We start from the raw sequence: 25,757 nt of genomic DNA on the forward strand, positions 1-25,757 counted from the left end.
GTGGCAGACACCCTCGCCGGCGGCTGCCGCGGGCGATGCCAGGCGGTCGGAGAGAGGCGGAGACGTGCGGGTGCTGGTGGTGGAGGACGAGCGGCACTTGGCCGATGCGATCGCCCGAGGGCTGCGCCGGCACGGGCTGGCCGTGGACGTGGCCTACGACGGCAGTGTCGGCCACGAGATGGCCTTCGTCACCCGGTACGACGTCGTGGTGCTGGACCGGGACCTGCCCGGCATGCACGGCGACCAGCTGTGCGCCGCGCTGGTCGGCTCCGGCGCGCTGACCCGGGTGCTGATGCTGACCGCCAGCGGCAGCGTCGCCGAGCGGGTCGAGGGCCTGCGCCTGGGCGCGGACGACTACCTGCCCAAGCCGTTCGCCTTCGACGAGCTGGTGGCGCGGGTGCAGGCGCTGGGCCGCCGGGCCACCCCGGTCACCCCGCCCGTACTGCGCGCCGGCGACCTCGAACTCGATCCCGCCAAGCGCTCGGTGACCCGGGGCGGTGTGCTGATCGACCTGACCAACAAGGAGTTCGGCGTACTGGAGGAGCTGCTGCGGGCCCGCGGCGGCGTGGTCTCCACCGAGGAGCTGCTGGAGCGCGTCTGGGACGCCAACACCGACCCGTTCACGACCATAGTGCGGGTCACCATGCGCACGCTGCGCATGAAGATCGGGCAGCCCGCGCTCATCGAGACACTGGTCGGCGCCGGCTACCGCATTCCGTCCGCGGCGCAGGACGGTGCCGCGTGATCGCACGACCCGTGCGGGTGCCCCGCCGCGGGCTGCGGCCCACCCTGCGCCTGCGGCTCACCCTGCTCAACGGGGTGCTGCTGGTCGGCGCGGGCATCCTCGTGATGCTCGTCGCCTGGCTGGTGGTGAACGCGGTGCTGCATCCCGCCGACGAGCTGGCCGCGGGCACCATGGTCCGCCTCGCCGACGGCCAGCAGCTGGACGCGCGCCAGTGGCAGGAGTCGGTGCTGTCCGCCGCGCAGACCGAGCTGACCGTCAAGGGCATCGTCGCCGTGCTGGCGATCAGCGTGGTCGGCATCCTCGGGGCGTACGCCGTGGTCGGCCGTGCCCTGCGCCCGCTGCACCACGTCACCGCGACCGCCCGCAAGCTCGGCGGGGAGACCCTCGACCAGCGCATCCGCTACACCGGCGCGGACGACGAGGTGGCCGAGCTGGCCGACACCTTCGACGCGATGCTCGACCGGCTCGGCGCGGCCTTCACCGCGCAGCAGCGGTTCGTCGCCAACGCCTCGCACGAGCTGCGCACCCCGCTGGCGGTGATGCGCACCGAGATCGACGTGACGCTGTCCGACCCCGCGGTCGACACCGCCGAGCTGCGGCGCATGGCGACCGTGGTGCGCGACGCGTCCGAACGCGCCAACGCCCTGGTCGACGCGCTGCTGATGCTGGCCCGCAGCGAGGGCCGCACCGGGCTGCGCAACGAGCCGGTCGACCTCGGCGCGGGCGTGCTGGGCGCGCTGTCGGCGATGGAGCACGAGGTGCGCCGGACCAGGCTCGCCGTCGACACCCAGCTGCACCCGGCGCCGGTCATCGGCGATCCGAGCCTGCTGGACCGGCTGGCGGGCAACCTCATCGAGAACGCGGTCCGCTACAACCACCTGGGCGGGCAGATCTGGGTGGAGAGCCGCCACGACGGCGAGTACGCCCGGCTGATGGTCGGCAACACCGGGTTCAAGGTGGACCAGGCCGACGTGCCCGGCCTGTTCGAGCCGTTCCGCCGCGGCGGGCGGGAGCGCACCGGCGCGCGAGGCTCCGGCCTGGGCCTGTCCATCGTGCGCGCGGTCTGCGTGGCGCACGGCGGCACGGTCGGCGCGGTGGCACTGCCCGGTGGAGGTATGGAGGTCACCATCGCGCTACCCCTAGCATCGGAGAAATGACCTCCCTGATCCGGCATCTGACCGTGGACTGCACCGATCCGTACGCGCTGGCGGGCTTCTGGAGCGAGGTCACCGGCTATCCCCGCGACCCCGACGACAAACCCGAGGACCCGGCCGCGCTGCTGATGTCGCCCGACGACGGGCCCGGGCTGCTGTTCATCGCCGTGCCCGAGGGCAAGGCCGTCAAGAACCGGGTGCACTTCGACCTGCAGCCGACCGACCGCAGCCGTGACGAGGAGATCGAGCGCCTGCTCGCCGTCGGCGCGACGCTGGTCAACGACCTGCGCAACCCGGACGGCACCGGCTGGGCGGTCATGGCCGACCCCGAGGGCAACGAATTCTGCGTCGAACGCTCCGCCGCCGAACGCACCACCGCCGCCGTATGAGCAGAACCTCGCGGGTGTCGATACGACCCGATCTGGTGATACCATATGAGATGAGTCTTGATATCAAGATCTAGATATAGGGGGCTCCCGTGCGGACAGTGATCAACTTGGACGACGAAGCCTGCACCGAGGTGATGGAGCTACTAGGCGTGCGCACCAAGACTGATGCGGTCAACGTCGCGTTGCGTGACGTGCTACGCCGGTGGCGATTGCAGACTCTGCTCAAGGAGACGGCTGACATCCGGGTTATCGCGGATCCAGAGGAGCACTACCGGGCTGCGGGCCGGTAAGCGATGGCGGCGGCGGTCCGGTGCCCCTTCACGATCTACCTCGTGGACACCTCGGTATGGGCACGGCGGACCACCCCGTCGGTCGCCGACGCGCTGTCGGAGCTGAGCCGCTTCGGTGAGTTGGGCACCTGCGCTCTGCTGACCGCCGAGGTTTGCTACAGCGCTCGCAACGCTGATGAGTTCCGGCGGCTGCGTGAGCTGCTCGACGCGACCATCATGCTGGGCGGCGACGACCTCGTCGAAGAGAAGGCGTTGGCGGCGCAGGCGAAACTGGCCGCCTCGGGACAGCATCGGACGTCCGTCGTCGACCTGTTCGTCGCAGCCGTCGCGGCCGCACATGATGCGGTGGTGCTGCATTACGACAGCGACTATGAGCGCATCTGCTCCGCAGTGGGCGCCCGGGCTCAGTGGGTGGTGCCGAGGGGAACAGTCGCCTGACCCGGCTTGGTATGCGGTGTCGCTCTCCGAAACGGCGATGATCGCTGTTTCGGGTCAGGAAGTGGGGTAGAACCCCGGCTCCTGACCCGAAACAGCGATCATCCAGCGGCCCTCCGGGCCGATCAGGCGAAGCGGCGGCCCGTGACGGACTCGGAGACGCCGGCGCGGTCCAGGTACGGCGTGATGCCGCCCAGGTGGAACGGCCAGCCCGCGCCCAGGATCATGCACAGGTCGATGTCGGCGGCCTCGGCCACCACACCCTCGTCCAGCATCAGCCGGATCTCCTGCGCCAGCGCCGCCAGCGCCTTCTCGCGGACCTGCTCACCGGTCAGCGGGGCGTCGCCCTGCACCAGCAGCGCCTCCACCTCGGGGTTGAGCCGCTCGTCGACCAGCAGCGGCAGCCCCGACTTGGCGATCGCGGCCAGGTTGGGGCTGGCCGAGAAGCGGTCCGGGAACGCCCCGTGCAGCGTGCCGCCCACATGCGCGGCCACGGCCGGGCCGACGAGCGCCAGCAGCGCCATCGGGCGCATCGGCAGGCCCAGCGGGTCCAGCGCGCGGTCGGCGGTCTTGAGCGGGGTGCCCGCGTCGACGGCGTTCCAGATCTCGCCCAGGAAGCGGGTCAGGATCCGGTTCACCACGAAGGCCGGCGCGTCCTTGACCAGCACGCAGCTCTTCTTCAGCTGCTTGCCGACGGCGAACGCGGTGGCCAGCGTGGCGTCGTCGGTCGCCTCGCCGCGCACGATCTCCAGCAGCGGCATCATCGCCACCGGGTTGAAGAAGTGGAAGCCCACCACCCGCTCGGGGTGCGCCAGGTCGGCGGCCATCGCGGTGACCGACAGCGAGGACGTGTTGGTGGCCAGCACCGTCTCCGGCTTGACGATCTGCTCCAGCTCGGCCCAGACCGCCTTCTTGACCGACAGCTCCTCGAACACGGCCTCGATGACGAGGTCGGCGTCGGCGAAGACGGCCTTGTCGACCGAGCCGCTGACCAGGCCGCGCAGCTTGGCCGCGGTGCCCACGGACATGCGGCCCTTGCTCACGGCCTTGTCGATCTCGGCGTGTACGTAACCCACGCCCTTGTCGACCCGGGCCTGGTCGAGGTCGGTCAGCACGACCGGCACCTCAAGGCGCTTGGCGAACAGCAGGGCCAGCTGCGAGGCCATCAGGCCCGCGCCGACGACGCCGACCTTGGTGATCTTGCGAGCCAGCGACTTGTCCGGCGCGCCCGCGGGACGCTTGGCCCGGCGCTGCACCAGATCGAAGGCGTACAGGCCGCTGCGCAGCTCGGGCGTGACGGCGAGGTCGGCCAGGGCCTGGATCTCGGTCTCGATGCCCTCGGCGGTGACCCCGTTCTTGGCCAGCGTCAGCAGGTCCAGCGCCTTCGAGGCGGCCGGGACGGCGCCGTGCAGGCGCTTGTCCAGCTCGCCGCGGGCGAAGCCGACGACCGCGTCCCACATCTCGGAGCGGTCCACCTCGGCCCGGTTCACCGTGACCGTGCCGTTGACGACGCCGGCGGCCCACTCCAGCGAGCGCTCCAGGAAGTCGGCCGGCTCCAGCAGGGCGTCGGCGACGCCCATCTCGAACGCCTGCTTCGGCTTGAGCATCTTGTTCATCATCAGCGGGTTCTGCACGACGACCTGCGCCGCCGGCACGATGCCGATCAGGTTCGGCAGCACCTGCGAGCCGCCCCAGCCGGGGATGAGGCCCAGCGAGACCTCGGGCAGGGCCAGCGCCGCCGCACCCGAGGACAGGGTCCGGTAGTGGCAGTGCAGCGCCACCTCCAGGCCGCCGCCCATCGCCGCGCCGTTGACGAAGGCGAACGTGGGCACGGTGCTCTCGCGCAGCTTCGCGAAGGTGGCGTGGCCCAGCCGTCCGATCTCGACGACCTGCTCGCGCGAGGTCATCGCGGAGAAGCCGGTGAGGTCCGCGCCGACGCAGAAGATGTACGGCTTGCCGGTGACCGCGATGAACGACGGGTTCGCGGCGTGCGCCTCGTCGATCGCCTGGGACAGCGAGGTCAGGCCGCCGGGGCCGAACGTGTTCGGCTTGGTGTGGTCCAGGCCGTTGTCCAGGGTGATCAGCGCGGCGGGCCGGTCCAGCCCGGGTACGGCGATCAGCCGCAGCTTCGCGTGGGTGACGATCTCGCTCACTTCGCGCCCTCCCGCAGTTCAGTCTGGCTGGACTCCGTCCAGGCAGGGTTCTCCCAGATAACGGTGCCGCCCATGCCGATGCCGATGCACATGGCGGTCAGGCCGTAGCGCACCTCGGGGTGCTCGGCGAACTGGCGTGCCAGCTGGGTCATCAGCCGTACGCCGGAGGAGGCCAGGGGGTGGCCCACGGCGATCGCGCCGCCCCACGGGTTGACCCGCGGGTCGTCGTCGGCGATGCCGAAGTGGTCGAGGAACGCCAGCACCTGCACCGCGAACGCCTCGTTCAGCTCGAACAGGCCGATGTCGTCGATGGTCAGCCCGCCCAGGCGCAGCGCCCGCTCGGTCGACGGGATCGGGCCGACGCCCATCACCTCGGGCTCCACGCCGACGAAGCCGTAGGAGACCAGCCGCATCGCGATGGGCAGGCCCAGCTCGCGCGCGGTGTCCTCGGCGGCCAGCAGGCAGCTCGTCGCGCCGTCGTTGAGGCCGGCCGCGTTGCCCGCGGTGACCTTGCCGTGCGGGCGGAACGGGGTCTTCAGCCCGGCCAGCTTCTCCAGCGTGGTCTCGCGCGGCGCCTCGTCGGCGGTGGCCAGGCCCCAGCCGGTCTCCGGGTCGCGGGTGGCCACGGTGACCAGGTCGCCCTGCAGCTTGCCGGCGGCGTACGCGGCGGCGGTCTTCTGCTGGCTGGCCAGGCCGAACGCGTCGGCCCGCTGCTTGGTGATGTGCGGGAGCCGGTCGTGCAGGTTCTCCGCGGTCGCGCCCATGACCAGCGCGGACGGGTCGACGATCTTCTCGGCCAGGAAGCGCGGGTTCGGGTCGACGCCCTCGCCCATCGGGTGGCGGCCCATGTGCTCGACCCCGCCCGCGATCGCGACGTCGTACGCGCCGACCGCGATGCCGGAGGCGACGGTCGTGACGGCCGTCATCGCGCCCGCGCACATGCGGTCGATCGCGTACCCGGGCACGGTCTTGGGCAGGCCGGCCAGCAGGGCGGCGGTGCGGCCGATGGTCAGGCCCTGGTCGCCGATCTGGGTGGTGGCGGCGATGGCCACCTCGTCGACGCGCTCCGGCGGCAGCTGCGGGTTGCGGCGCAGCAGCTCGCGGATGCAGCGCACGACGAGATCGTCGGCGCGGGTGTTCGCGTAGATGCCTCCGTTCGCCTTGCCGAACGGGGTGCGCACGCCGTCGACGAAGACGACGTCGCGGACTTCACGGGGCACGGTCTGCCTCCTTGCAGTTAGGGAGCTGCCCCGGATGCTACTCGCGAGTAACTAGTCCGGTGAAGGGAACCGCTGTGGCTTGACTCACAACCGGGCGCGCCCGGCTCAGGCGGGCGCGCCGTCCGGCGTCGGGTCCGGCCCGGACGGTTCCGGGGCCGAACTGTCCGGCTCGGGCTCGGCGGGGACGACGACCAGCGCGTGCGCCAGCTCCTCGGCCAGCAGCCCGCACTGCCACTGCCGGGCCCCGAGGTCGCTGAGCACCTTGGTGACCGCGGCCGTGTCGGGGTCGGCGGGCGGCTCCCAGGCCAGCCGGCGGATGAACTCCGGGGTGATCAGATTCTCCGGCGGCAGGTGGTACTGCTCGGCGGTCTTGGTGACCACCTCGCGGCAGCGGGCCAGCCGCGCGGCGGCCTCCGGGTCCTTGTCCGCCCAGCGGTGCGGCGGCGGCGGCCCCTCGAACACCGGGGTGGTGGGCAGCGCGTCGTCGGGCAGGGCGCGGGCCTCGTCGAGCGCCTCCAGCCAGGTCGGCGCCAGCCGGCGCACCGATCGGCCGCCGAAGCCCGGCAGCAGCAGCAACTCGCGTTCGGTCTTGGGGTTCATCTCGGCCGCCGCGACGATCGCGGCGTCGGGCAGCACCCGGCCGGGCGCGGTGTCGCGGCGGATCGCGATGGTGTCCCGGGCGTACCACAGCGCGCGCACCCGCGACTGGGCGCGCGCCCCGCGCACCCGGTGCATGCCGGAGGTGCGCCGCCACGGGTCGGTCCGCTGCTTGGGCGGGCGGGCGCCGCCGGCGACCAGCGCGGCGAACTCCTGCGCGGCCCAGGCGGACTTGCCCTGGCGGTCGAGCTCCTCGGCGAGCGCGTCGCGCAGCTCCACCAGCAGTTCCACATCCAGCGCCGCGTAGGTCAGCCAGTCATGGGGGAGTGGACGGGTGGACCAGTCCGCCGCGGAGTGGTGCTTCTCCAGGGTGCGTCCCAGTAGCTGTTCGGTCAGCGCGGCCAGGCCGACCCGCTCGAAGTCGGCCAGGCGGGCGGCCAGTTCCGTGTCGAACAGCCGGCGCGGCCGCAGGCCCACCTCGGCCAGGCACGGAAGGTCCTGGCTGGCCGCGTGGAGCACCCACTCGGTGTCGGCCAGCGCTTCGTCCAAGGCGGACAGATCGCCCAGCGGCACCGGATCGATGAGCGCGGTGCCGGCCCCCCGGCGCCGCAGCTGGACCAGGTATGCCCGCTGGCTGTAGCGGAAGCCGGAGGCCCGTTCGGCGTCCACGGCCACCGGGCCGGTGCCCGCGGCGAACCTGGCCACCACGTCGGCGAACTCCGCCGGGGTGACCACCGGTTCAGGGGTGCCGTCAGCGGGTTCGGTCAGCAGTGTCGGCCCACCGCCGTTCGGTGTCGCGTCCGGCGCGCCGTCGCCTGTCGGCGTGCGATGGCGGGTCCGACGGCGCAGTGGTGCGTCCTCGTCGGTCATGGTCACACCGTACGGCCAGCCGGTCGGCGAGGACGGCAGCACCCCGGGTATGGCGCGTCGGTGACGGGTGGGACAGGTGTGACGAGCCGGTGAACCGCGTGCGGAGGGGCCTCGCAAACGGGGCGATACGAGTCGACCGCGCCCAGTATGGTGTGCCAGCCGATCGCACATGATCAGCTGCACGGGGAGGAGAACACATGAGCACGGGCCCTCAGCCCGACACGTCGCAGGGCGCTGCCGCGCCGGGCGTGCCCGCACCGCCACCCCCGCCGATGGCGCCCGGCCCTTACCCGCCCGCTCCGATGGGCCATGGCGTTCCGGCCGGGCACCTGCCGGGCCCGTTCCCGCCCGCCCCCGCGGGCCACCCCCGGCAGCCGTGGCCGCCCCAGCCCGTCCCGATGGCGTACGCGCTGCCCCCATACCCCGCGCCCGTCGTGCCGCGCCCGCCCGCATCCGCTGGCCGGCTGCGTCGGCTGCTGGGCTTCAACACGGTGCTGGCCGTGCTGCTGGCCCTGCTGATCGGCGTGGTGGCCTGGCAGAACGTGCGGATCGGGGAGCTGAGCGCGGCGCTGGAGGGCGCCGACCAGCGGCTCACCGAGCTGCGGCAGAAGGACGGCGACCGTCTGCAGGAGGCCGAGAACCGGCTCGGCGCGCTGGAGAAGGAGGTCGGCGCGGCCTTCAACGTGGAGAAGCTGGCCGCGGCCGTGCTGCCCAGCGTCTTCCGCGTGGAGGCCGGTCGCTCCATCGGCACCGCGTTCGCGGTGGGGCCCGAGGCCGCCGACGGCGGCACCAACCTGTTCACGAACTTCCACGTGGTCGAGGAGCTGTACCAGGACGGCGGCCGCACCGTGAAAATCACGCGTGACGGGCAGCGGTTCGATGCGAAGATCGTCGGCGTCAACAAGCTGCGTGACGTGGCCCAGCTGCACACCACGGCGAAGTTCGCCGGTCTCACGGTCGCCGGGACGCCCGCGAAGCCCGGTCAGCAGATCATCGCGGTGGGCGCACCGCTCGGCCTCACCGACACCGTCACCAGCGGCGTCATCAGCGCGATCCGGGAAACCGGCTACGAAGAGGGCCCGATGGTCCAGTTCGACGCCGCGATCAACCCCGGCAACTCCGGCGGCCCGGTGATCAACGGCCGGCAGCAGGTGGTCGGCATCACCGTCGCCGGATACCTCAACGCCGAAGGCCTCGGCCTGGCGATCCCGATCGCGGACGCCTGCAAGCTCTTCACCGTCTGCTGACCGGAACCCCTTCGGCTCGGCGCGCACCACCCTTCACGGAGGAAACAGTCATGACCCATCCCGCGTCCCCGGCCGACGAGGTTCCTGCGGCGGCAGTGCCCGCGCAGGCGCCCGCTGTCCCGGAGACCGCTCCCGCCACGGAGCCCGTCGCGGTCGCACCGGCGGCGGCGGCCACCGCACCCGCCGCCGCACAGCCCGCTGTCCAGCCGGCCGGCTACCCCGTGCCCGCGCAGCCGGTGCCCGCGCAGGCCGGTCACCCCATGCCAGGCGGTTACCCCGGGCAGGCCGGTTACCCGGCGGGTTACGCGGCCGTCCCGGGGCAGCCCGAGGGCTGCCCGGTGTCGGCCGTGCCGGTGTCGGCCTACCCGATCTCCGGCTACGGCTACCCGGCCGCCGCCCCGGCGCCGGTCAAGAAGTCCATGGCCACGCTGGCGCTGGCGATCGCGACGGGCGTGCTCGTGCTCGCCACCGGTGTGATGACCACCCTGTTCGTGCTCAAGTCGGGCGAGCTCGCCGACACCAGGTCGACGCTGACCCAGCAGGTCGACGAGCGTGACAGGGCCATCAAGGCCAAGGACGGCGAGATCTCCTCGGGCAAGTCGCAGCTGGAGAACACCAAGGACGAGCTGGCGAAGTCCAAGCAGGACTTCGAAGGCGTGCAGAACGAGAACAAGGCGATGGTGGCCTGCCTCGACAAGCTCGACGCGTTCTTCCGCGCGCCGTCCGAGGCGCGGGCGGACGCGATGGACAAGGCCTGCAAGGCCTACCTCTGACGCGGAGCCCCGGGCCGGACGGTCCGCGCCCGACGGGTGACCGCGTGAACCGCTGACAAGGGCGGCCGGTGTTCCGGCCGCCCTTCGTCGTGTCCAGGAGTCAGCACCCCCCAGCGCCGCCGGGGCCGGCCCGCGTCGGGCGGTGCCGGGTCAGCGCTGTTCGACGCGGCGCAGCGGCAGCGCGGAGACACCGACCGGCGGCAGCCCCGCGGTCGAGGCGAGCAGCGCGCACCAGGCCGCGACGTGGCCCTCCAGGTTCAGGTCCAGGGGCGTCCAGGACGCGCGCAGCTCCAGGTCGGTGGTGGGCGGGCCGTCGGCGGCCAGCGCGCCGAAGCGGCTGGAGATGGTCTGCGTCACCGTGCCGCCGATGGCGGCGTATCCGGTGCTGTGCGCGTCGAGCGCGTCCACCAGCCAGCTCCAGCCCACCTGGGGCAGCAGCGGGTCGGTGGCCAGCTCCGGCTCCAGCTCCGCGGTGACATAGGTGACGAGCCGGGTGTCGCCCTCCCACGCCTCGTGGCCGGCCGGGTCGTGCAGCAGGATGAGCCGCCCGGTGGTGACCTCCTCGCCGCGGCGCAGCACGGTCGCGCCGAGGGCGAAGGCGTGCGGGGCGAGCCGGCTCGGGGCCGGCACCTCCTCCAGCGCTATCTCGCTCCGGGGGTCGGCGGCACGCAGCGCGGCGACGGCGCGCGTGAACGTCTCGGGGAGTGCCGTCGTGAGCGCCATAGCCGTACCCTAGGGCGCTTCGGGACCGTTGTCGTGGTTCGGCGCGCCGATACGGCTCACATCCGCGCCACCCGTTCGGAGATCGTTATCTGACCGGTGGCACGATGGCCGTGATGAGCAGCGTTACTGACACCAGTCCCACGGGCCGCACGGCGGGCTCCGCATTCGTCCGGGCGTGTCGCGGGCAGTCCGTGCCGCACACGCCGGTGTGGTTCATGCGGCAGGCGGGGCGCTCCCTGCCGGAGTACCGGTCGCTGCGGGCCGGGGTCCGCATGCTGGAGTCGTGCCGCCAGCCCGACCTGGTCACCGAGATCACCATGCAGCCGGTCCGCCGCCACGGCGTGGACGCCGCCATCTTCTTCAGCGACATCATGGTGCCGCTGGACGCGGCCGGGGTCGACCTGGACATCGTGGCCGGCACCGGCCCGGTCGTCGCCGAGCCGGTCCGCACGCTCGCCGACCTGGACCGGGTGCGCCCGCTGGACCCGGCCGCCGTGTCCTACGTGGACGAAGCGGTCCGCATGCTCACCGCGGAGCTGCTCGCCACCCCGCTGATCGGCTTCGCCGGGGCCCCCTTCACGCTCGCCAGCTACCTGGTCGAGGGCGGGCCGTCGCGCAACCACACCAAGACCAAGGCCATGATGTACGGCAACCCGCAGCTGTGGCACGCGCTGCTGGACCGGCTGGCCGACATCACGCTGACCTTCCTCAAGGTGCAGATCGCCGCGGGCGTCAGCGCGGTGCAGCTGTTCGACTCCTGGGTCGGCGCGCTGTCCGAAGCGGACTACCGCGAGTACGTGCAGCCGCACTCGCGCAAGGTGCTGGACGGCCTGGCCGACGCCGGGCTGCCGCGCATCCACTTCGGCGTCGGCACCGGCCTGCTGCTGCCCGCGATGGCCCAGGCGGGCGCGGACGTGATCGGCGTCGACTGGCGCACCCCGCTGGACCAGGCGGCCAAGCAGGTCCCCGGGCATCCGCTGCAGGGCAACCTCGACCCGGCGGTGCTGTTCGCGCCGTGGGAGGTCGTCGAGCGCGAGGTGCGCCGGGTGCTCGCCGAGGGCCGCACCGCCCCCGGCCACGTGTTCAACCTCGGCCACGGCGTGCTGCCCGAGACCGACCCCACCGTGCTCACCCGCGTCGTAGAGCTGGTGCACACGCTCAGCGCCCGATGAGCGGGCGAATCATGACGCCGTTCCATGCTCGTGACGAGCGCAGCGAGGAGCGGGCATGAGGGAGCGAAGCGAGCAAATCATGACGACGTTCCATGCTCGTGACGAGCGCAGCGAGGAGCGGGCATGAGGGAGCGAAGCGAGCACACCGTCGTCGTCGGGGGCGGGATCGCCGGGCTGGCGGCCGCGCTGCGGCTGTCCGGCGCGGGCGGCCGGGTGACCCTGGTGGAGCAGTCCGCCCGGCTGGGCGGCCGGATCAGCACCCGGCCCGACGGCGTGGACACCGGTGCCGAGCAGTTCCTGATGCGCGACCCGGCCGGTGGCCCGAGCGGCGCGAAACGCCTGGTCGACGAGCTGGGGCTGGGGGACCGGCTGGTCCACCCGGCGATCGCCGGGGCCGGGCTGTGGCTGGACGGTCGGCTGCGGCCGCTGCCCGGCGGCACCGTGCTGGGCGTGCCCGGCCCGCAGGCGGCGCTCGACGGCATCGCCACCCTCGACGACCACGACGCGGACCGGGGCGTCCCGGTGCTGCCCGCGGGCGAGGACCGGTCCGTCGGCGCGCTGGTGCGCGAGCGGCTCGGCGGCGAGGTCGTCACGCACCTGGTCGACCCGCTGCTCGGCGGGGTGTACGCGGGCAGCGCCGACGGCCTGTCCCTGGCGGCCACGGTGCCTGCCCTTCACCGGCTGCTCGGCACCGAGCACACGCTGCGCGGCGCGGTGGCGCTGACCACGGCCGCGAGCCGCGCCCACCAGCCGGGCAGCCCCGTGTTCGGCACCCTGCGCGGCGGCCTGGGCACGCTGATCGCCGCCGCCGCCGCGGAGCTGGCCCGCCGCGGGGTGCGCGTGCTGACCGGGGTGCCGGTGCGGCGGCTGGAGCGCCACGGCGCGGGCTGGGTGCTGTCGGTGGGCGCGGCCGCGCCCGACGCACCGGAGAGCGTGCGCGCGCAGCGCATCGAGTGCGACGCGGTGGTGCTGGCCTGCCCCGCGCGCCCGGCGTCGCGGCTGCTGCACGACGTGTCGCCGGACGCGGCGGCGCTGGTCGGCGCGCTCGACTATGCCAGCGTCGGCCTGGTGACGCTGGAGCTGGCGGGCGTCGAGCTGCCCGCGCTGACCGGTTTCCTGGTCCCGGCCGACCAGGGGCTGACCATCAAGGCGGCCACCTTCTTCAGCAGCAAGTGGGCGCACCATGCCCGCCCCGACGGCCGGGTGCTGCTGCGCGCCAGCGTCGGCCGGTACGGCGAGCAGGCGGCGCTGCAGCGCCCGGACGCGGAGCTGGTGCGCACGGTGCTGGCCGAGCTGGGCACGGTGCTCGGCACGACCCTGCCCGCGCCCGTCGCGGCGGAGGTGACCCGCTGGGGCGGCGGCCTGCCGCAGTACGCCCCCGGCCACGTGGACCGGGTGGCCCAGGCCCGCACGCTGCTCGCCGACCTGCCACTGGCGCTGGCGGGCGCGGCTTTCGACGGGGTGGGCATCCCCGCCTGCGTCACCTCCGCGGAGCAGGCCGCAGACCGGATTCTGGAAGGATGAGAGCATGACCGAACAGACCAACGCGGCCCGGCTGCGGGAGCTCAACGACACCATCCGGTACACGATGTGGTCGGTGTTCCGGGTCAAGGGCCCGCTGCCGTCGATCCGCTCCGAGGTGTCGGGCGAGGTCGAGGCGCTGTTCGCCCAGCTCGCCGAGAAGGACGTCACGGTGCGCGGCGTCTACGACGTGGCGGGCCTGCGGGCCGACGCGGACGTGATGATCTGGTGGCACTCCGGCTCCTCCGACGCGCTGCAGGACGCGTACGGGCTGTTCCGCCGGACCGCGCTCGGCAAGTGCCTGACCCCGGTGTGGTCGCAGGCGGCGCTGCACCGCCCGGCCGAGTTCAACAAGAGCCACATCCCGGCGTTCCTGGCCGGCGAGGAGGCCCGGCGCTACGTCTGCGTCTACCCCTTCGTGCGCTCGTACGAGTGGTATCTGCTGCCGGACGAGGAGCGTCGCGAGATGCTGGCCGAGCACGGCAAGATGGCGCGCGGCTACCCGGACGTGCGGGCCAACACGGTCGCCTCGTTCGCGCTGGGCGACTACGAGTGGATGCTGGCGTTCGAGGCCGACGAGCTGCACCGGATCGTGGACCTGATGCGCGACCTGCGCGCCTCGTCCGCCCGCCGGCACGTGCGCGAGGAGGTCCCGTTCTACACGGGCCGCCGCCGCTCGGTGGAGGACCTCGTCGCCGCCCTGCCGTAGGGGAGCGCTCCCGGCGCTCGACGGGCGTTACGTGCCGTCAACAGGGCTGGAGAGAAGTTCTGCAAACTGTAGGGCAACCCATGCAACTGATTTGCACGATCGTGCCCTACACTTGCGTACCATGACGCGCAGACTCGCCGAAGTGGCGAAGTACGTGGGAGTGAGCACGGCCACCGTGAGCAGGGTGCTCAACGGTCGCCCCGGCATCTCCGAGGCCACCCGAACGGCCGTGCTCACCGCGCTGGACGTGCTCGGCTACGAGCGGCCCACCAAGCTGCGCGGCGAACGGGCCCGGCTGGTCGGCCTCGTGCTGCCCGAGTTGCAGAACCCGATCTTCCCGGCGTTCGCCGAGGTCGTGGCCGGAGCCCTGGCCAAGCGCGGGTTCACCCCCGTGCTGTGCACCCGCACCGCCGACGGCGTGGCCGAGTCCGACTACGTGGACATGCTGCTGGAGCAGCAGGTTTCCGGCGTGATCTTCGCGGGCGGCAACTACGCCCAGGCCGACGCCGACCACGAGCACTACCGGCGGCTGCTCGACCGGGGACTGCCCGCGATACTGGTCAACGCCGGCATCGACGACCTGGGCTTCCCCCGGGTGTCGGCCGACGACGCGGTGGCCACCGAGCAGGCGTACAACCACCTGGTGTCGCTGGGCCACGACCGGATCGGCCTCATCCTGGGCCCGCCCGACCACATGCCGTCCTCGCGCAAGCGCCAGGCCTTCCCCGGCGCCGACGACATGGTCGAGCGCACCATCTTCTCGATGGAGGGCGGCCACGCCGCCGCGGCGCGGCTGATCTCGCGCGGGGTGACCGGCCTGATCTGCGCCTCCGACGTGCTGGCCCTGGGCGCGGTGCGCGGTGCGCGCCGCCTCGGCCTGACCGTGCCCGGTGACGTGTCGCTGGTCGGCTACGACGACTCGGCCGTGATGACCTGCACCGACCCGCCGCTGACCACGGTGCGCCAGCCCATCGAGGCGATGGGCCAGGCCGCGGTCGCGCTGCTGGTCAGCGAGATCGCGGGCAACGTGGTCCCGGCCGACGAGCTGCTGTTCGAGACCGAACTCGTGGTACGCGGCTCGACCGCCGCCGTCCCCGCGAGCGCCCGCCTCGTCCCCGCCCAGGCCCGCGCCACCGACTGACCCCTTCTTCCCCGACGGCTCCGTCCACCCCGTGCAAACGGTGTGCACGGAGCCGTTCGCGTTCCACCAGGCCCGTCGCGCCCGCCGGCCGGCACTGGCCGCCGTGCTGTCGGCCGGTGACCATCAGGAACCGGCCGGGCCATGATCGCCGTCTCGTGTCTCGATCTGCGGTTCAGCCTCACTTTCTGACACGAAACGACGATCACGACCGCCCGCATCGGCGGGAGCACGCACGGCGGCCCGGCCCGGCCCGGCCCGGCCGTGTGTGGCTCGGTGTGGCGCGATGCGGCGGTGCGGGGCGCTGAAACGTTGCGTAAACGTGACCGCCGTAGGCCGCGGTCGATGCCTGCCGGCCGCGGTCCGCTCCCGCCATGCCCCTGGTCGTCCGCGAGCACGTCACCGTTGCCGGGTTTGCGGTCGTGAGCTGCACGTTTATGACTTCGCACCGATCATCGCGTGCATCGCACCGCAAAGATCAGACCGCGTGCAAGCCAGGTTGCGAAACGGTATCGACACATGACGTGTGAAGCAGACCACAGGTGTTCCTTGCAGCGCAGACGCCAGCTCGCGTGCGACAAGGTTCGGTCGAAAAATTGCGTAACTATCTCGACACCTTGCGGACATGAGTCGCCAACGCTACAGTGACTTCACCTAAGCCTGACCTTGGAAAATGCGAGGCAGGTCACACGGAAGTCAGCGCAACACCAAGAGGCCGCCGCGGCGATCCGTCCTCGCGGCTCCGTAGATCAAGAACTGTTTCCCGAAGGGATGGACAGATGTCCGTACCGCACTTCCGGAAGGTCGCGGCGATCGCGCTCGCGACCGGCCTGGGACTGGGCCTCGCGGCCTGCTCCACCAAGAGCGACGATGACACGGATGCTGCCGGCAAGACGATCATCACGGTCGACTGCCAGCCGGTCGGTGCGCAGAAGAACCTGCTGCAGGCGTGGAACGACGACGTCAAGGCGTTCGAGGCGGCCAACCCGACCATCAAGATTAAGAGCGTTTCGGTCGGCACCCAGTGCGCCAACCCGCCGGACTTCACCGCCCGCCTGCAGGGCGGCTCGATGACGGACGTGTTCTACGGCTACATGACCGACGTCCAGCAGGTCATCGACTCCGGCCAGGCGATGGACATCAGCGCCTTCGTCAACAAGGACAACATCCCGACCTGGGACGACGTGCTCGGCGACGCGAAGAACACGTTCACCAAGGACGGCAAGGTCTGGGGCGTCCCGACCAAGAACTACTCGATGGGCCTGGTCTACAACAAGACCCTGTTCACCAAGGCCGGTCTGGACCCGAAGAGCCCGCCGAAGACCTGGGCCGAGGTTCGCGAGGCCGCCAAGAAGATCTCGGCGCTCGGTGACGGCATCGCCGGCTTCGGCGAGTACAGCTCCGGCAACACCGGTGGCTGGCACTTCACCGCCGAGCTGTACGCCCAGGGCGGCGCCCTGGTGACGGCCGACAACAAGAAGGCCGACTTCAACAACGACATGGGCAAGAAGGTTCTGCAGAACCTCAAGGACATGCGTTACGGCGACAACAGCATGGGCGCCCGCCAGCTGCTCGGCTGGGGCGACCTGCTGACCATCGCGGGCGCCGGCAAGGTCGGCATGTTCGTCGGCGCGCCCGACGCGACCACCGCGATCGTCACCCAGTTCCAGGGCAAGTACGAGGACTGGGCGATGGGCGCCATGCCCGGCCAGGACGGCGCCGCCAAGGGCACCCTGGGTGGCGGTGAGGGCTACTTCTTCAAGAAGGGCCTGACCGACGACCAGGTCAAGGCCGGTCTGAAGTGGCTCGCCTTCGAGAAGCTCACCCCGGGCAAGGGCCAGTTCGACTACGCCCGCGCCAAGGCTCAGGGCGAGCAGGTCGGTCTGCCGCAGCCGCAGCTGTTCACCCCGGGCAGCGCGTCGCAGAAGTCGGAGTTCGACCTGCGCAAGGCGAACGGCAACATCGCGCCGGACGACTTCTCCGCCTTCGAGAACAACCCGGTCACGATCAAGTTCGAGCCGCCGAACGCGCAGGGCATCTACGCGATCCTCGACGGTGCGATGTCGGCGATCCTGACCAACCCGAACGCGAACGTCGACGCGGAGCTCAAGAAGGCCGAGGACAAGGTCAACCAGCTCCTCACCCAGGCCGCCAAGTGATGTGAGGACGGGGAGCCGGGCACCACGCCGGCTCCCCGTCCGCACGCGGACCTGACCCCGCACCTTCCCTCAGGAGTGATGACATGGCGATCGCCACCGTTCCTGGCGCCGGCATCGACGTCGGCAGCCAAGCGCCAGCACCCGTCGATCCGCGTCGCGCGCGGCGCAACCGCCGGCTCAAGGACAACCTCACCGGTTACGCGTTCCTGATCGGCGCGGTCATCTGCTTCGCGTTCTTCTCCTGGTACCCGATGATCCGCGGCGTGGTGATGAGCTTCCAGCGCACCCGCGCGGGCGAGACCACCTGGGTGGGCTGGGACAACTACGAGCGGATCATCAACGACCCGAGCTTCTGGACGGCCTGGCAGAACACCCTGTACTTCACGGTGCTCGCGCTGGTCCTCGGCTACGCGGTCCCCTTCTTCCTGGCGGTGCTGCTCAACGAGTTCCGGCACGCCAAGGGTTACCTGCGCATCCTGATCTACCTGCCGGTGATGCTGCCCCCGGCCTCGGCGCTGTTCCTGTTCAAGTACCTGGCCTACGACCCCAGCGACGCCGGCCTGTTCAACTCGATCCTCAAGGGGCTCGGGCTGCCGACCTCGCAGTGGATGCAGTCGACGGACATGACGATGCCGGCCATGGTCATCGCCTCGACCTGGATGAACATGGGCGGCGCGGTGCTGATCTACCTGGCCGCGCTGCAGAACATCCCGGGCGAGCTGTACGAGGCCGCCGAGCTCGACGGCGCCGGCCTGTGGCGGCGCATCACCAACGTGACCATCCCGCAGACCCGGCTGATCCTGTCGCTGATGGCCATGCTCCAGGTCGTGGCGACCATGCAGCTGTTCATCGAGCCGCTGATCCTGGCCAACGGCGCGGGCTCGGAGGACTCGGCCACCTCGGTCGTTTACCTCATCTACCAGCACGGCTTCTTCCAGAACGACCTCAACGGCGCGGCGGCGCTCGGCGTGATCATGCTCGTGGCGCTGATCGGCTTCTCCGCCGTCTACGCCCGGCTGAACGCGAAACAGGACTAGGGGAACGAGTCATGGCGCAGCAATCCGAGACGCGGTCACTGGTCTCCTTCGCGCAGCTCCAGCGGGGCCGCGGCAAGGTGATCTACTGGACCCTCCTCACCGTCGTGGTCATCCTGTTCACGCTCGTCTTCATCGGGCCGCTGTACTGGATGATCACCGGCGCGCTGAAGTCCAGCCCCGAGCTGGCGCAGACCCCGCCGACCCTGTGGCCGGCCGACCCGCAGCCGGAGAACTACTCCGACGCGTGGAACCGGCTGGACCTGGCCAAGCTGCTGTTCAACACCTTCTACTACGCGGTCGGCGCGCTGGTGTTCCAGCTCGTGCTGGACACGGCGGCGGCGTACGCGCTGTCGAAGCTGCGGCCGAAGCTGGGCAACCTGATCCTCGGCATGATGCTGGCGACGCTGATGATCCCGGCGATGGTGCTGATCATTCCGCAGTACGTGACCGTGATCGATCTGCCGATCCTGCACATCAGCCTGATCGACTCGCCGTTCTCGATCTGGCTGCCGGCCGTGGCCAACGCGTTCAACATCTTCCTGCTGAAGCGGTTCTTCGACTCCATCCCGGAGGACCTGATGTCGGCGGCGCGGATGGACGGCGCGGGCTCGATGCGCACGCTCTGGTCGATCGTGCTGCCGATCTCCCGGCCGATCCTGGGCGTGGTCTCCATCTTCGCGGTGACCGCGGTGTGGAAGGACTTCCTCTGGCCCAAGCTGGTCATGCCCTCGCCGGAGACCCGCACCATCAGCGTCGGCATCTACGCGTTCTCCGGCGGCACGCCGCAGAACGTGGTCGTCGCCGCGGCCGTCATCGCCGCGATCCCGACCATCGTGTTCTTCCTAATCTTCCAGCGCAGCATCATGTCCGGCCTGACCGCCGGCGGTCTCAAGGAGTAGCCGGCCGGGGCCCGCTGCCCGCGGGCCCGCCCCGCCGTGCCCGCACCGCTCACGTCCAGTTCGTGTTCCGTAACAGGAAGCAGGTATCTCGTGGTTGACATCGGAGCCCCCATGCCGCAGGGGGTGCGCTCGGCGACCGACGCCTGGTGGCGCGATGCCGCCATCTACCAGGTGTACGTCCGCAGCTTCGCCGACGGCAACGGCGACGGCGTCGGCGACCTGGCCGGTGTCCGGGCGCACCTGACGTACCTGAGGGACCTGGGCATCGACGCCATCTGGTTCAACCCCTTCTACGTCTCGCCCCAGGCGGACGGCGGGTACGACGTGAGCGACTACCGCAACATCGACCCGATCTTCGGTGACCTGGCCGAATGCGAGCAGATGATCCGGGAGGCCCACGAGCTGGGTATCCGCGTCATCGTCGACGTGGTCCCCAACCACTGCTCGGACCAGCACCCCTGGTTCCAGGCGGCGCTGGCGGCGGGTCCCGGCTCGCCGGAGCGCGAGCTGTTCTGGTTCCGTCCCGGCAAGGGCGAGCACGGCGAGCTGCCGCCGACCGAGTGGACCTCGAACTTCGGCGGCGGCACCTGGACCCGGGTGCCCGACGGCGAGTGGTACCTGCACCTGTTCGACGGCGCGCAGCCCGACTGGAACTGGGACCACCCCGCGGTGCGGGAGGAGCACGAGAACGTGCTGCGGTTCTGGTTCGACCGGGGCGCCGACGGCATCCGCATCGACTCGGCGGGCCTGCTCGTCAAGGACCCGACCCTGCCCGAGGTCGGCACCACCGAGCGGCACCCGTTCGAGGACCTCGACGAGGTGCACGACGTGTACCGCGCCTGGCGGCGCATCGCCGACGAGTACGGCGGCCGCGCCCTGATCGGCGAGGTGTGGATGCCCGACGTGCAGCGCTTCACCAACTACCTGCGCCCGGACGAGATGCACACCGCGTTCAACATGAACTTCCTGTGCTCGGCCTGGGACGCCACGCTGCTGCGCGACGTCATCGACGACACCCTGCAGTCGCACGCGCCGGTGGACGCCCCCGCGACCTGGGTGCTGTCCAACCACGACGTGACCCGCCACGTCAGCCGGTACGGCCGGGCCGACACCTCGTTCAGCTTCAAGGGCCGCACCCACGACACCCCGGTCGACCTGGAGCTCGGCACCCGCCGCGCCCGCGCGGCGATCATGCTGGCGCTGGCGCTGCCCGGTTCGGCCTACCTGTACCAGGGCGAGGAGCTGGGCCTGTGGGAGGTCGAGGACATCCCGGCCGAGCTGATGCAGGACCCGATGTGGCACCGCACCGCGGGCGTCGACCCAGGCCGCGACGGCTGCCGGGTGCCGCTGCCCTGGTCGGGCGCGGAGGCGCCGTTCGGGTTCAGTCCCGGCGGCGCGACGGCCAAGCCGTGGCTGCCCCAGCCGGCGGCGTGGAAGGCGTACACCGCCGAGGCGCAGACCGGTGACCCGGGCTCGATGCTGGAGCTGTACCGCCGCTGCCTGAGCCTGCGTCACAGCGAGCCCGCGCTCGGCGACGGCCCGATGTCCTGGCTGGACAGCTCCGCGCAGGTGCTGTCGTTCCGCCGTCCCGCCCCGGACGGCCTCGACCTGGTCTGCGTGGTCAACCTCGCCGACCACCCCGTCGACCTGCCCGCGTACGCCCAGATCCTCGTCGCCAGCGGCCCGCTGGACGGCGACCGCCTGCCCGCGGACACCGCGGTCTGGATCCGCCCCGCCTGACCCTCGCACCCGGGCCCGGGAGGAGCCCGCAGCTCAGCATCGCCAAGGCCGTGGCGGCGCGTCACCCCCGAATCGCGCCGCCTCACTCCGCTCCGGTCCACCGTCCCCACCGGAAGGCAGCACAGGCAATGAACGAGCACAGCACCCCATCCGCACCGACGGGCCGCGTGGCAGCGCCCCGCCGCCGCACCGGGCTGGCCGCCGCGGCCGCCAGCTCGCTGCTGGCCGGCGTGGCGCTGGTCGCGGTCACCTCCTTCGGCACCGCCGGCCCCGACCTGCAGCAGGTCGCGTCGATCTCTCCGTTCTCGATCGCGGGCCGCGGCGCGACCGTCGCGTTCAAGGAGTTCGAGGCCGAGGAGCAGCCCACCAACGGCACGGTCCTGGCGCACACCCGCTACTACGGCCAGCTGGCCTCGGAGGCGTCCGGCCGCCAGGCCGTGGTCCTCGACGCCGTCGGCGAGTACGTCGAGTTCACCCTCACCGCGCCCGCCGACTCCATCAACTTCCGGTACAGCCTGCCGGACAACGCCGCGGGCACCGGCCGCGACGCCACCATCGACCTGCGGGTCAACGGGAACTTCCTCAAGAGCGTCCCGGTGACCTCCAAGTACGGCTGGTACTACGGCGGCTACCCGTTCAACAACAACCCGGGCGACACCAACCCGCACCACTTCTACGACGAGCAGCGCAGCCTGCTCGGCAGCACCTACCCGATCGGCACGAAGATCCGGCTGCAGGTGAACTCGACCGCGCAGTCGCCGACGTTCACCATCGACCTGGCCGACTTCGAGGTCGTCGGCGGCCCGAAGACCAAGCCGACCAACGCGATCGACGTGGTGGCCGACTTCGGCGCGGACCCGACCGGCGGCACCGCCGACAACACGGCCAAGTTCCAGGCCGCGGTCGACGCGGGCAAGGCGCAGGGCCGGGTCGTCTGGATCCCCGCGGGCACCTACACCGTCTGGGACCACATCGTGGTCGACGGGGTGACCCTGCAGGGCGCGGGCATGTGGCACTCGGTGCTCACCGGCCGCCACCCCACCAACCGCAACCGCGCGGTCGGCGTCTACGGCAAGTACGTCGCCGGCGGCGGCTACGGCGGCGAGATCCGCGCCCACGAGGCGGGCGGCCCGAGCCGCAACGTCACCCTCAAGGACTTCGCCATCATCGGCGACGTCCGCGAGCGGGTGGACGACGACCAGGTCAACGCCATGGGCGGGGCCATGACCAACTCGGTGGTCGACAGCGTGTGGATGCAGCACACGAAGGTCGGCGCCTGGATGGACGGCCCGATGGACAACTTCACCATCAAGAACAGCGTGATCCTGGACCAGACCGCCGACGGCGTGAACTTCCACACCGGCGTCACCAACTCGACGGTCACCAACACGTTCGTGCGCAACACCGGTGACGACGGCCTGGCCATGTGGCCCGAGCGCGTCCCGAACGTCAACAACACGTTCTCGTTCAACACGGTCGGCGTGACGATCCTGGCGAACAACATCGTGTCGTACGGCGGCCGCGACATCAAGATCACGGACAACGTGGTCGCGGACACCATCACCAACGGCGGCGGCATCCACATCGGCAACCGCTACCCGGGCGTCAACTCGGGCCAGGGCACGGCCGTGGCGGGCACCTTCACCATCGCCCGCAACACCCTGATCCGGGCCGGCAACTCCGACTACAACTGGAACTTCGGCGTCGGCGCGATCTGGTTCTCCGGCCTCAACGAGCCCATCGCCGGGGCGACCCTCAACATCACCGACACCGACATCCTGGACAGCTCGTACGCGGCGCTGCACTGGATCGAGGGCGGGGCCAGCGGCATCCACTTCAAGAACGTGCGCATCATCGGCGCGGGCACGTACGCGCTGCAGGTGCAGTCGCAGGGCCAGGCCACGTTCGAGAACGTGACCGCGTCCGGCATCGCACAGTCCAACCCGATCCACAACTGCGTGGGCCCGTCGTTCCAGATCACCCAGATCGGCGCCAACTTCGGCTGGTACGCCAACCCGCCGGCCTGCACCGGCATCTGGCCGACCCCGGTCTGGACCAGCGGCTCCACCCCGCCGAGCAACAGCCCGCCGCCGCCCAGCTCGCCTGCCCCGCCTTCGGCGCAGCTGAGCCTGAGCACGTCGAGCCTGGTCTTCGGCACGCAGAACGTGGGCACCACCAGCGCCGCGCAGACGGTCACGGTCAGCAACCCGGGCACCGTCACCGCGAACCTGAGCGGCGTCGCCGTCAGCGGTGACTTCGCCCGGACCACCACCTGCGGCACGACGCTGGCGCCCGGGGCGAGCTGCACCGCCTCGGTGACGTTCACGCCGACCGCGACCGGCACCCGCAACGGGCAGCTGTCCGTGGGCAGCAACGCGCAGGGCAACCCGCACGTGGTGAACCTGACCGGCTCGGGCTTCAACCCCAACGGCAACCTCGCCGCGGGCCGCCCGACCACCGAGACCAGCCACACGCAGTCGTACGCCTCGGGCAACGCGGTCGACGGCGACGTGAACACGTACTGGGAGAGCAACAACAACGCCTTCCCGCAGTCGATCACGGTCGACCTGGGCACGAGCGCGACCGTCAACCAGGTCGTGCTGAAGCTGCCCCCGTCGTGGGGCACCCGGACGGAGACCCTGCAGGTGCTGGGCTCGACGGACGGCTCGAACTTCAGCAGCCTGGCGGGCTCGGCCGGTTACACGTTCAACCCGGCCACCGGCAACAGCGCGACGATCAACTTCACCGCCGCGTCGCGCCGCTACGTCCGGGTGACGGTCACCGGCAACACCGGCTGGCCCGCTGGGCAGTTCAGCGAGTTCGAGGTGTACGGCAACGGCACCCCGCCCCCGCAGACCCCGGCCATCGGCCTGTCCTCGTCGAGCCTGTCGTTCGCGAACCAGACCGTCGGCAGCACCAGCGGCGCGCAGTCGGTGACGGTGACCAACACCGGCACGGCCTCGGCGACGCTCGGCTCGGTGACCGTGACCGGCGACTACGCCCGCACCACCACCTGCGGTTCCTCGCTGGCGGCGGGTGCGTCCTGCACGATCTCGGTGACGTTCACGCCGACCGCTTCCGGGGCCCGCGCCGGCACGGTCAGCTTCACCAGCAACGCCACCGGCAGCCCGCACACGATCAACCTGTCGGGCAACGGCATCGTCGCGAACACCAACCTGGCGCTGAACCGCCCGGTGACCGAGAGCGGCCACGCCGACGTGTACGGCGCGGGCAACGCGGTCGACGGCAACGCCAACTCCTACTGGGAGTCGCTGAACAACGCCTGGCCGCAGACCATCACGGTGGACCTCGGCGCGACGACCTCGGTCTCCCGCGTGGTGCTCAAGCTGCCGCCCGCGGCGGCCTGGGCCACCCGCACCCAGACCCTGTCGGTCCTCGGCAGCACCGACGGCTCCTCCTACAGCACGGTCAAGGCCTCGGCCGGGTACGTCTTCAACCCGTCCTCGGCCAACACCGTGACCATCACCTTCACCGCCACGAGCCAGCGCTACCTGCGGCTGAGCTTCACCGGCAACACGGGCTGGCCCGCCGGCCAGCTCTCGGAGTACGAGGTCTACGCCTCGTAACCCACCCGAACCCCGGTGGAGAGGGTGAGCGGCCCTCTCCACCGGTCGAGTGAAAGGAAGGGCACCTTCACATCGCTCCGCGTTGTAGAAGGTGCCCTTCTTAACACCGGCAGGAGGGTCGGCCCTGGCCGAAGCGTGATCCCGTTTACCGGTTCGCCCGGCAACCGTCACGCGGCCGACCGGTTACAGTGACCGGCGTGACGCGCAGACTCGCCGAAGTGGCGAAGTACGTGGGGGTGAGCGAGGCGACGGTGAGCCGTGTGCTCAACGGCAAGCCCGGCATCTCCGAAGCGACCCGCACCGCCGTACTGACCGCCCTGGACGTGCTCGGCTACGAGCGGCCCACCAAGCTGCGCGGGGAACGGGCCCGCCTGGTCGGCCTGGTGCTGCCCGAGCTCCAGAACCCGATCTTCCCGGCGTTCGCCGAGATCGTGGCGGGGGCGCTGGCGCAGCGGGGCTTCACCCCGGTGCTGTGCACCCGCACCGAGGAGGGCGTGGCCGAGTCGGCGTACGTCGACATCATGATGGAGCAGCAGGTCTCCGGCGTGATCTTCGCGGGAGGTCTCTACGCCCAGGCCGACGCCGAGCACGAGCACTACCACCGGCTGCGCCAGCGCGGCCTGCCCGTGGTGCTGGTGAACGCGGCCATAGACGGACTGGGCTTCCCGGTCGTGGCGGCCGACGACGCGGTCGCGGTCGACCAGGCCTACGGGCACCTGTCGTCGCTCGGGCACACGAAGATCGGGCTGCTGCTCGGGCCGGTCGATCACGTGCCGTCGGCGCGCAAGCTCGCCGCGTTCCGCAAGCGCACCGGGCAGAAGAACCCACCGGTCGCGCGCACCATCTACTCGATGGAGGCGGCGCAGGCCGCGGCGGTGCGGCTGATCAAGGAGGGCGTGACCGGGCTGGTCTGCGCCTCCGACGTGTTCGCGCTGGGCGCGGTGCGCGCGGTGCGCCGGATGGGGCTGCGCGTGCCGGAGGACATCTCCGTCGTCGGATACGACGACTCGCTCTTCATGGCCTGCACGGACCCGCCGCTGACGACGGTGCGCCAGCCCATCGGCGCGATGGGCACCGCCGCGGTGGCCATGCTGGTGTCGCAGGTGGACGGCGGCGAGGTCGCCCCGGACGAGTACCTGTTCGATCCCGAGCTGGTCGTGCGCGGCTCCACCGCGGTGGTCGCCGCCTCCGCCTGAGCG

At 71.3% G+C, this 25,757-nt stretch carries 21 protein-coding genes; 17 read left to right on the top strand and 4 right to left on the bottom strand.

Going from position 1 to position 25,757, the window contains the following annotated elements:
- Positions 1-64 precede the first annotated feature (64 nt).
- From HAV39_RS02930 to HAV39_RS02950, 5 genes are all read left to right on the top strand, one after another.
- Entirely contained in the window at positions 65-745 is a 681-nt protein-coding gene (locus HAV39_RS02930) for a response regulator transcription factor (RefSeq protein ID WP_120318659.1), read from the top strand.
- The gene (locus HAV39_RS02935; protein ID WP_239121034.1) at positions 742-1,902 is read left to right on the top strand and encodes a sensor histidine kinase; all 1,161 of its coding nucleotides are present in this window, start codon (positions 742-744) and stop codon (positions 1,900-1,902) included. The genes HAV39_RS02930 and HAV39_RS02935 overlap by 4 nt, the downstream gene beginning before the upstream one ends.
- Entirely contained in the window at positions 1,899-2,288 is a 390-nt protein-coding gene (locus tag HAV39_RS02940; protein WP_191837619.1) for a VOC family protein, read from the top strand. The genes HAV39_RS02935 and HAV39_RS02940 overlap by 4 nt, the downstream gene beginning before the upstream one ends.
- Before the next feature lie 98 nt (positions 2,289-2,386).
- Positions 2,387-2,578: a type II toxin-antitoxin system VapB family antitoxin gene (locus HAV39_RS02945; protein WP_275413989.1), complete on the top strand. Its 192-nt coding sequence runs from the start codon at positions 2,387-2,389 to the stop codon at positions 2,576-2,578.
- Positions 2,579-2,620: 42 nt separating this feature from the next.
- Positions 2,621-3,016: a PIN domain-containing protein gene (locus HAV39_RS02950; protein ID WP_191837621.1), complete on the top strand. Its 396-nt coding sequence runs from the start codon at positions 2,621-2,623 to the stop codon at positions 3,014-3,016.
- A gap of 122 nt (positions 3,017-3,138) precedes the next feature.
- On the opposite strand, the gene HAV39_RS02955 is transcribed toward HAV39_RS02950, so the two are convergent.
- The 3 genes from HAV39_RS02955 to HAV39_RS02965 all read right to left on the bottom strand — a co-directional run bounded on the left by HAV39_RS02955 (position 3,139) and on the right by HAV39_RS02965 (position 7,853).
- On the bottom strand, positions 3,139-5,166 hold the full coding sequence (locus HAV39_RS02955) for a 3-hydroxyacyl-CoA dehydrogenase NAD-binding domain-containing protein (RefSeq protein WP_191837622.1): 2,028 nt from the start codon (positions 5,164-5,166) through the stop codon (positions 3,139-3,141).
- A complete protein-coding gene (locus tag HAV39_RS02960; protein WP_191837623.1) occupies positions 5,163-6,386 on the bottom strand; it encodes a thiolase family protein in 1,224 nt (407 codons plus the stop codon). The genes HAV39_RS02955 and HAV39_RS02960 overlap by 4 nt, the downstream gene beginning before the upstream one ends.
- Positions 6,387-6,491: 105 nt before the next feature.
- A complete protein-coding gene (locus HAV39_RS02965) occupies positions 6,492-7,853 on the bottom strand; it encodes a ribonuclease D (RefSeq protein ID WP_191837624.1) in 1,362 nt (453 codons plus the stop codon).
- Positions 7,854-8,050: 197 nt separating this feature from the next.
- Here HAV39_RS02965 and HAV39_RS02970 point away from each other — a divergent pair, with 197 nt between their 5' ends.
- Entirely contained in the window at positions 8,051-9,100 is a 1,050-nt protein-coding gene (locus HAV39_RS02970) for a S1C family serine protease (RefSeq protein WP_239120376.1), read from the top strand.
- A 50-nt stretch (positions 9,101-9,150) separates the two neighbouring features.
- Positions 9,151-9,873, top strand: coding sequence for a hypothetical protein (locus tag HAV39_RS02975; RefSeq protein WP_191837625.1), 723 nt, complete (start codon positions 9,151-9,153; stop codon positions 9,871-9,873).
- Positions 9,874-10,023: 150 nt separating this feature from the next.
- Here the strand turns inward: HAV39_RS02975 and HAV39_RS02980 are convergent, their stop codons facing one another.
- Positions 10,024-10,596 (bottom strand): DUF3000 domain-containing protein, encoded by a 573-nt coding sequence (locus tag HAV39_RS02980; protein WP_191837626.1) that lies wholly within the window; start codon positions 10,594-10,596, stop codon positions 10,024-10,026.
- 104 nt (positions 10,597-10,700) lie between these two features.
- On the opposite strand from HAV39_RS02980, the gene hemE reads away from it, so the two are divergent.
- The 10 genes from hemE to HAV39_RS03030 all read left to right on the top strand — a co-directional run bounded on the left by hemE (position 10,701) and on the right by HAV39_RS03030 (position 25,754).
- Positions 10,701-11,768, top strand: a complete 1,068-nt coding sequence (gene hemE, locus HAV39_RS02985; protein ID WP_191837627.1) for a uroporphyrinogen decarboxylase — start codon at positions 10,701-10,703, stop codon at positions 11,766-11,768.
- A gap of 123 nt (positions 11,769-11,891) precedes the next feature.
- A complete protein-coding gene (hemG, locus tag HAV39_RS02990) occupies positions 11,892-13,292 on the top strand; it encodes a protoporphyrinogen oxidase (RefSeq protein WP_191837628.1) in 1,401 nt (466 codons plus the stop codon).
- Between the two features lie 4 nt (positions 13,293-13,296).
- Positions 13,297-13,998, top strand: coding sequence for a hydrogen peroxide-dependent heme synthase (hemQ, locus tag HAV39_RS02995; RefSeq protein WP_191837629.1), 702 nt, complete (start codon positions 13,297-13,299; stop codon positions 13,996-13,998).
- 121 nt (positions 13,999-14,119) lie between these two features.
- Positions 14,120-15,139, top strand: coding sequence for a LacI family DNA-binding transcriptional regulator (locus tag HAV39_RS03000; protein WP_191837630.1), 1,020 nt, complete (start codon positions 14,120-14,122; stop codon positions 15,137-15,139).
- Positions 15,140-15,915: 776 nt separating this feature from the next.
- On the top strand, positions 15,916-17,295 hold the full coding sequence (locus tag HAV39_RS03005) for an ABC transporter substrate-binding protein (RefSeq protein WP_191837631.1): 1,380 nt from the start codon (positions 15,916-15,918) through the stop codon (positions 17,293-17,295).
- An 83-nt stretch (positions 17,296-17,378) separates the two neighbouring features.
- Complete coding sequence (locus HAV39_RS03010) at positions 17,379-18,332, top strand: carbohydrate ABC transporter permease (protein WP_120318672.1); 954 nt, start codon at positions 17,379-17,381, stop codon at positions 18,330-18,332.
- Between the two features lie 11 nt (positions 18,333-18,343).
- On the top strand, positions 18,344-19,231 hold the full coding sequence (locus tag HAV39_RS03015; RefSeq protein WP_120318673.1) for a carbohydrate ABC transporter permease: 888 nt from the start codon (positions 18,344-18,346) through the stop codon (positions 19,229-19,231).
- 111 nt (positions 19,232-19,342) lie between these two features.
- Positions 19,343-20,971 (top strand): glycoside hydrolase family 13 protein, encoded by a 1,629-nt coding sequence (locus HAV39_RS03020; RefSeq protein WP_191837958.1) that lies wholly within the window; start codon positions 19,343-19,345, stop codon positions 20,969-20,971.
- 128 nt (positions 20,972-21,099) lie between these two features.
- A complete protein-coding gene (locus HAV39_RS03025) occupies positions 21,100-24,558 on the top strand; it encodes a galactose-binding domain-containing protein (RefSeq protein ID WP_191837632.1) in 3,459 nt (1,152 codons plus the stop codon).
- A gap of 197 nt (positions 24,559-24,755) precedes the next feature.
- The gene (locus tag HAV39_RS03030; RefSeq protein WP_191837633.1) at positions 24,756-25,754 is read left to right on the top strand and encodes a LacI family DNA-binding transcriptional regulator; all 999 of its coding nucleotides are present in this window, start codon (positions 24,756-24,758) and stop codon (positions 25,752-25,754) included.
- Positions 25,755-25,757 lie beyond the last annotated feature (3 nt).

This window comes from Catellatospora chokoriensis, from assembly GCF_011297315.1.
In the GTDB taxonomy this organism is placed as follows: Bacteria; Actinomycetota; Actinomycetes; order Mycobacteriales; family Micromonosporaceae; genus Catellatospora; species Catellatospora citrea.

Bases quoted from the DNA above. Each gene is read 5' to 3' on its own strand.
- HAV39_RS03025 (WP_191837632.1), top strand. From the start codon at position 21,100: ATGAACGAGCACAGCACCCCATCCGCACCGACGGGCCGCGTGGCAGCG.
- HAV39_RS02970 (WP_239120376.1), top strand. From the start codon at position 8,051: ATGAGCACGGGCCCTCAGCCCGACACGTCGCAGGGCGCTGCCGCGCCG.
- hemE (WP_191837627.1), top strand. From the start codon at position 10,701: ATGGCCGTGATGAGCAGCGTTACTGACACCAGTCCCACGGGCCGCACG.
- hemQ (WP_191837629.1), top strand. From the start codon at position 13,297: ATGACCGAACAGACCAACGCGGCCCGGCTGCGGGAGCTCAACGACACC.
- HAV39_RS03015 (WP_120318673.1), top strand. From the start codon at position 18,344: ATGGCGCAGCAATCCGAGACGCGGTCACTGGTCTCCTTCGCGCAGCTC.
- HAV39_RS03010 (WP_120318672.1), top strand. From the start codon at position 17,379: ATGGCGATCGCCACCGTTCCTGGCGCCGGCATCGACGTCGGCAGCCAA.
- HAV39_RS02975 (WP_191837625.1), top strand. From the start codon at position 9,151: ATGACCCATCCCGCGTCCCCGGCCGACGAGGTTCCTGCGGCGGCAGTG.
- HAV39_RS03000 (WP_191837630.1), top strand. From the start codon at position 14,120: ATGACGCGCAGACTCGCCGAAGTGGCGAAGTACGTGGGAGTGAGCACG.
- HAV39_RS03005 (WP_191837631.1), top strand. From the start codon at position 15,916: ATGTCCGTACCGCACTTCCGGAAGGTCGCGGCGATCGCGCTCGCGACC.
- HAV39_RS02980 (WP_191837626.1), bottom strand. From the start codon at position 10,596: ATGGCGCTCACGACGGCACTCCCCGAGACGTTCACGCGCGCCGTCGCC.
- hemG (WP_191837628.1), top strand. From the start codon at position 11,892: ATGAGGGAGCGAAGCGAGCACACCGTCGTCGTCGGGGGCGGGATCGCC.
- HAV39_RS02965 (WP_191837624.1), bottom strand. From the start codon at position 7,853: ATGACCGACGAGGACGCACCACTGCGCCGTCGGACCCGCCATCGCACG.
- HAV39_RS02940 (WP_191837619.1), top strand. From the start codon at position 1,899: ATGACCTCCCTGATCCGGCATCTGACCGTGGACTGCACCGATCCGTAC.
- HAV39_RS03020 (WP_191837958.1), top strand. From the start codon at position 19,343: ATGCCGCAGGGGGTGCGCTCGGCGACCGACGCCTGGTGGCGCGATGCC.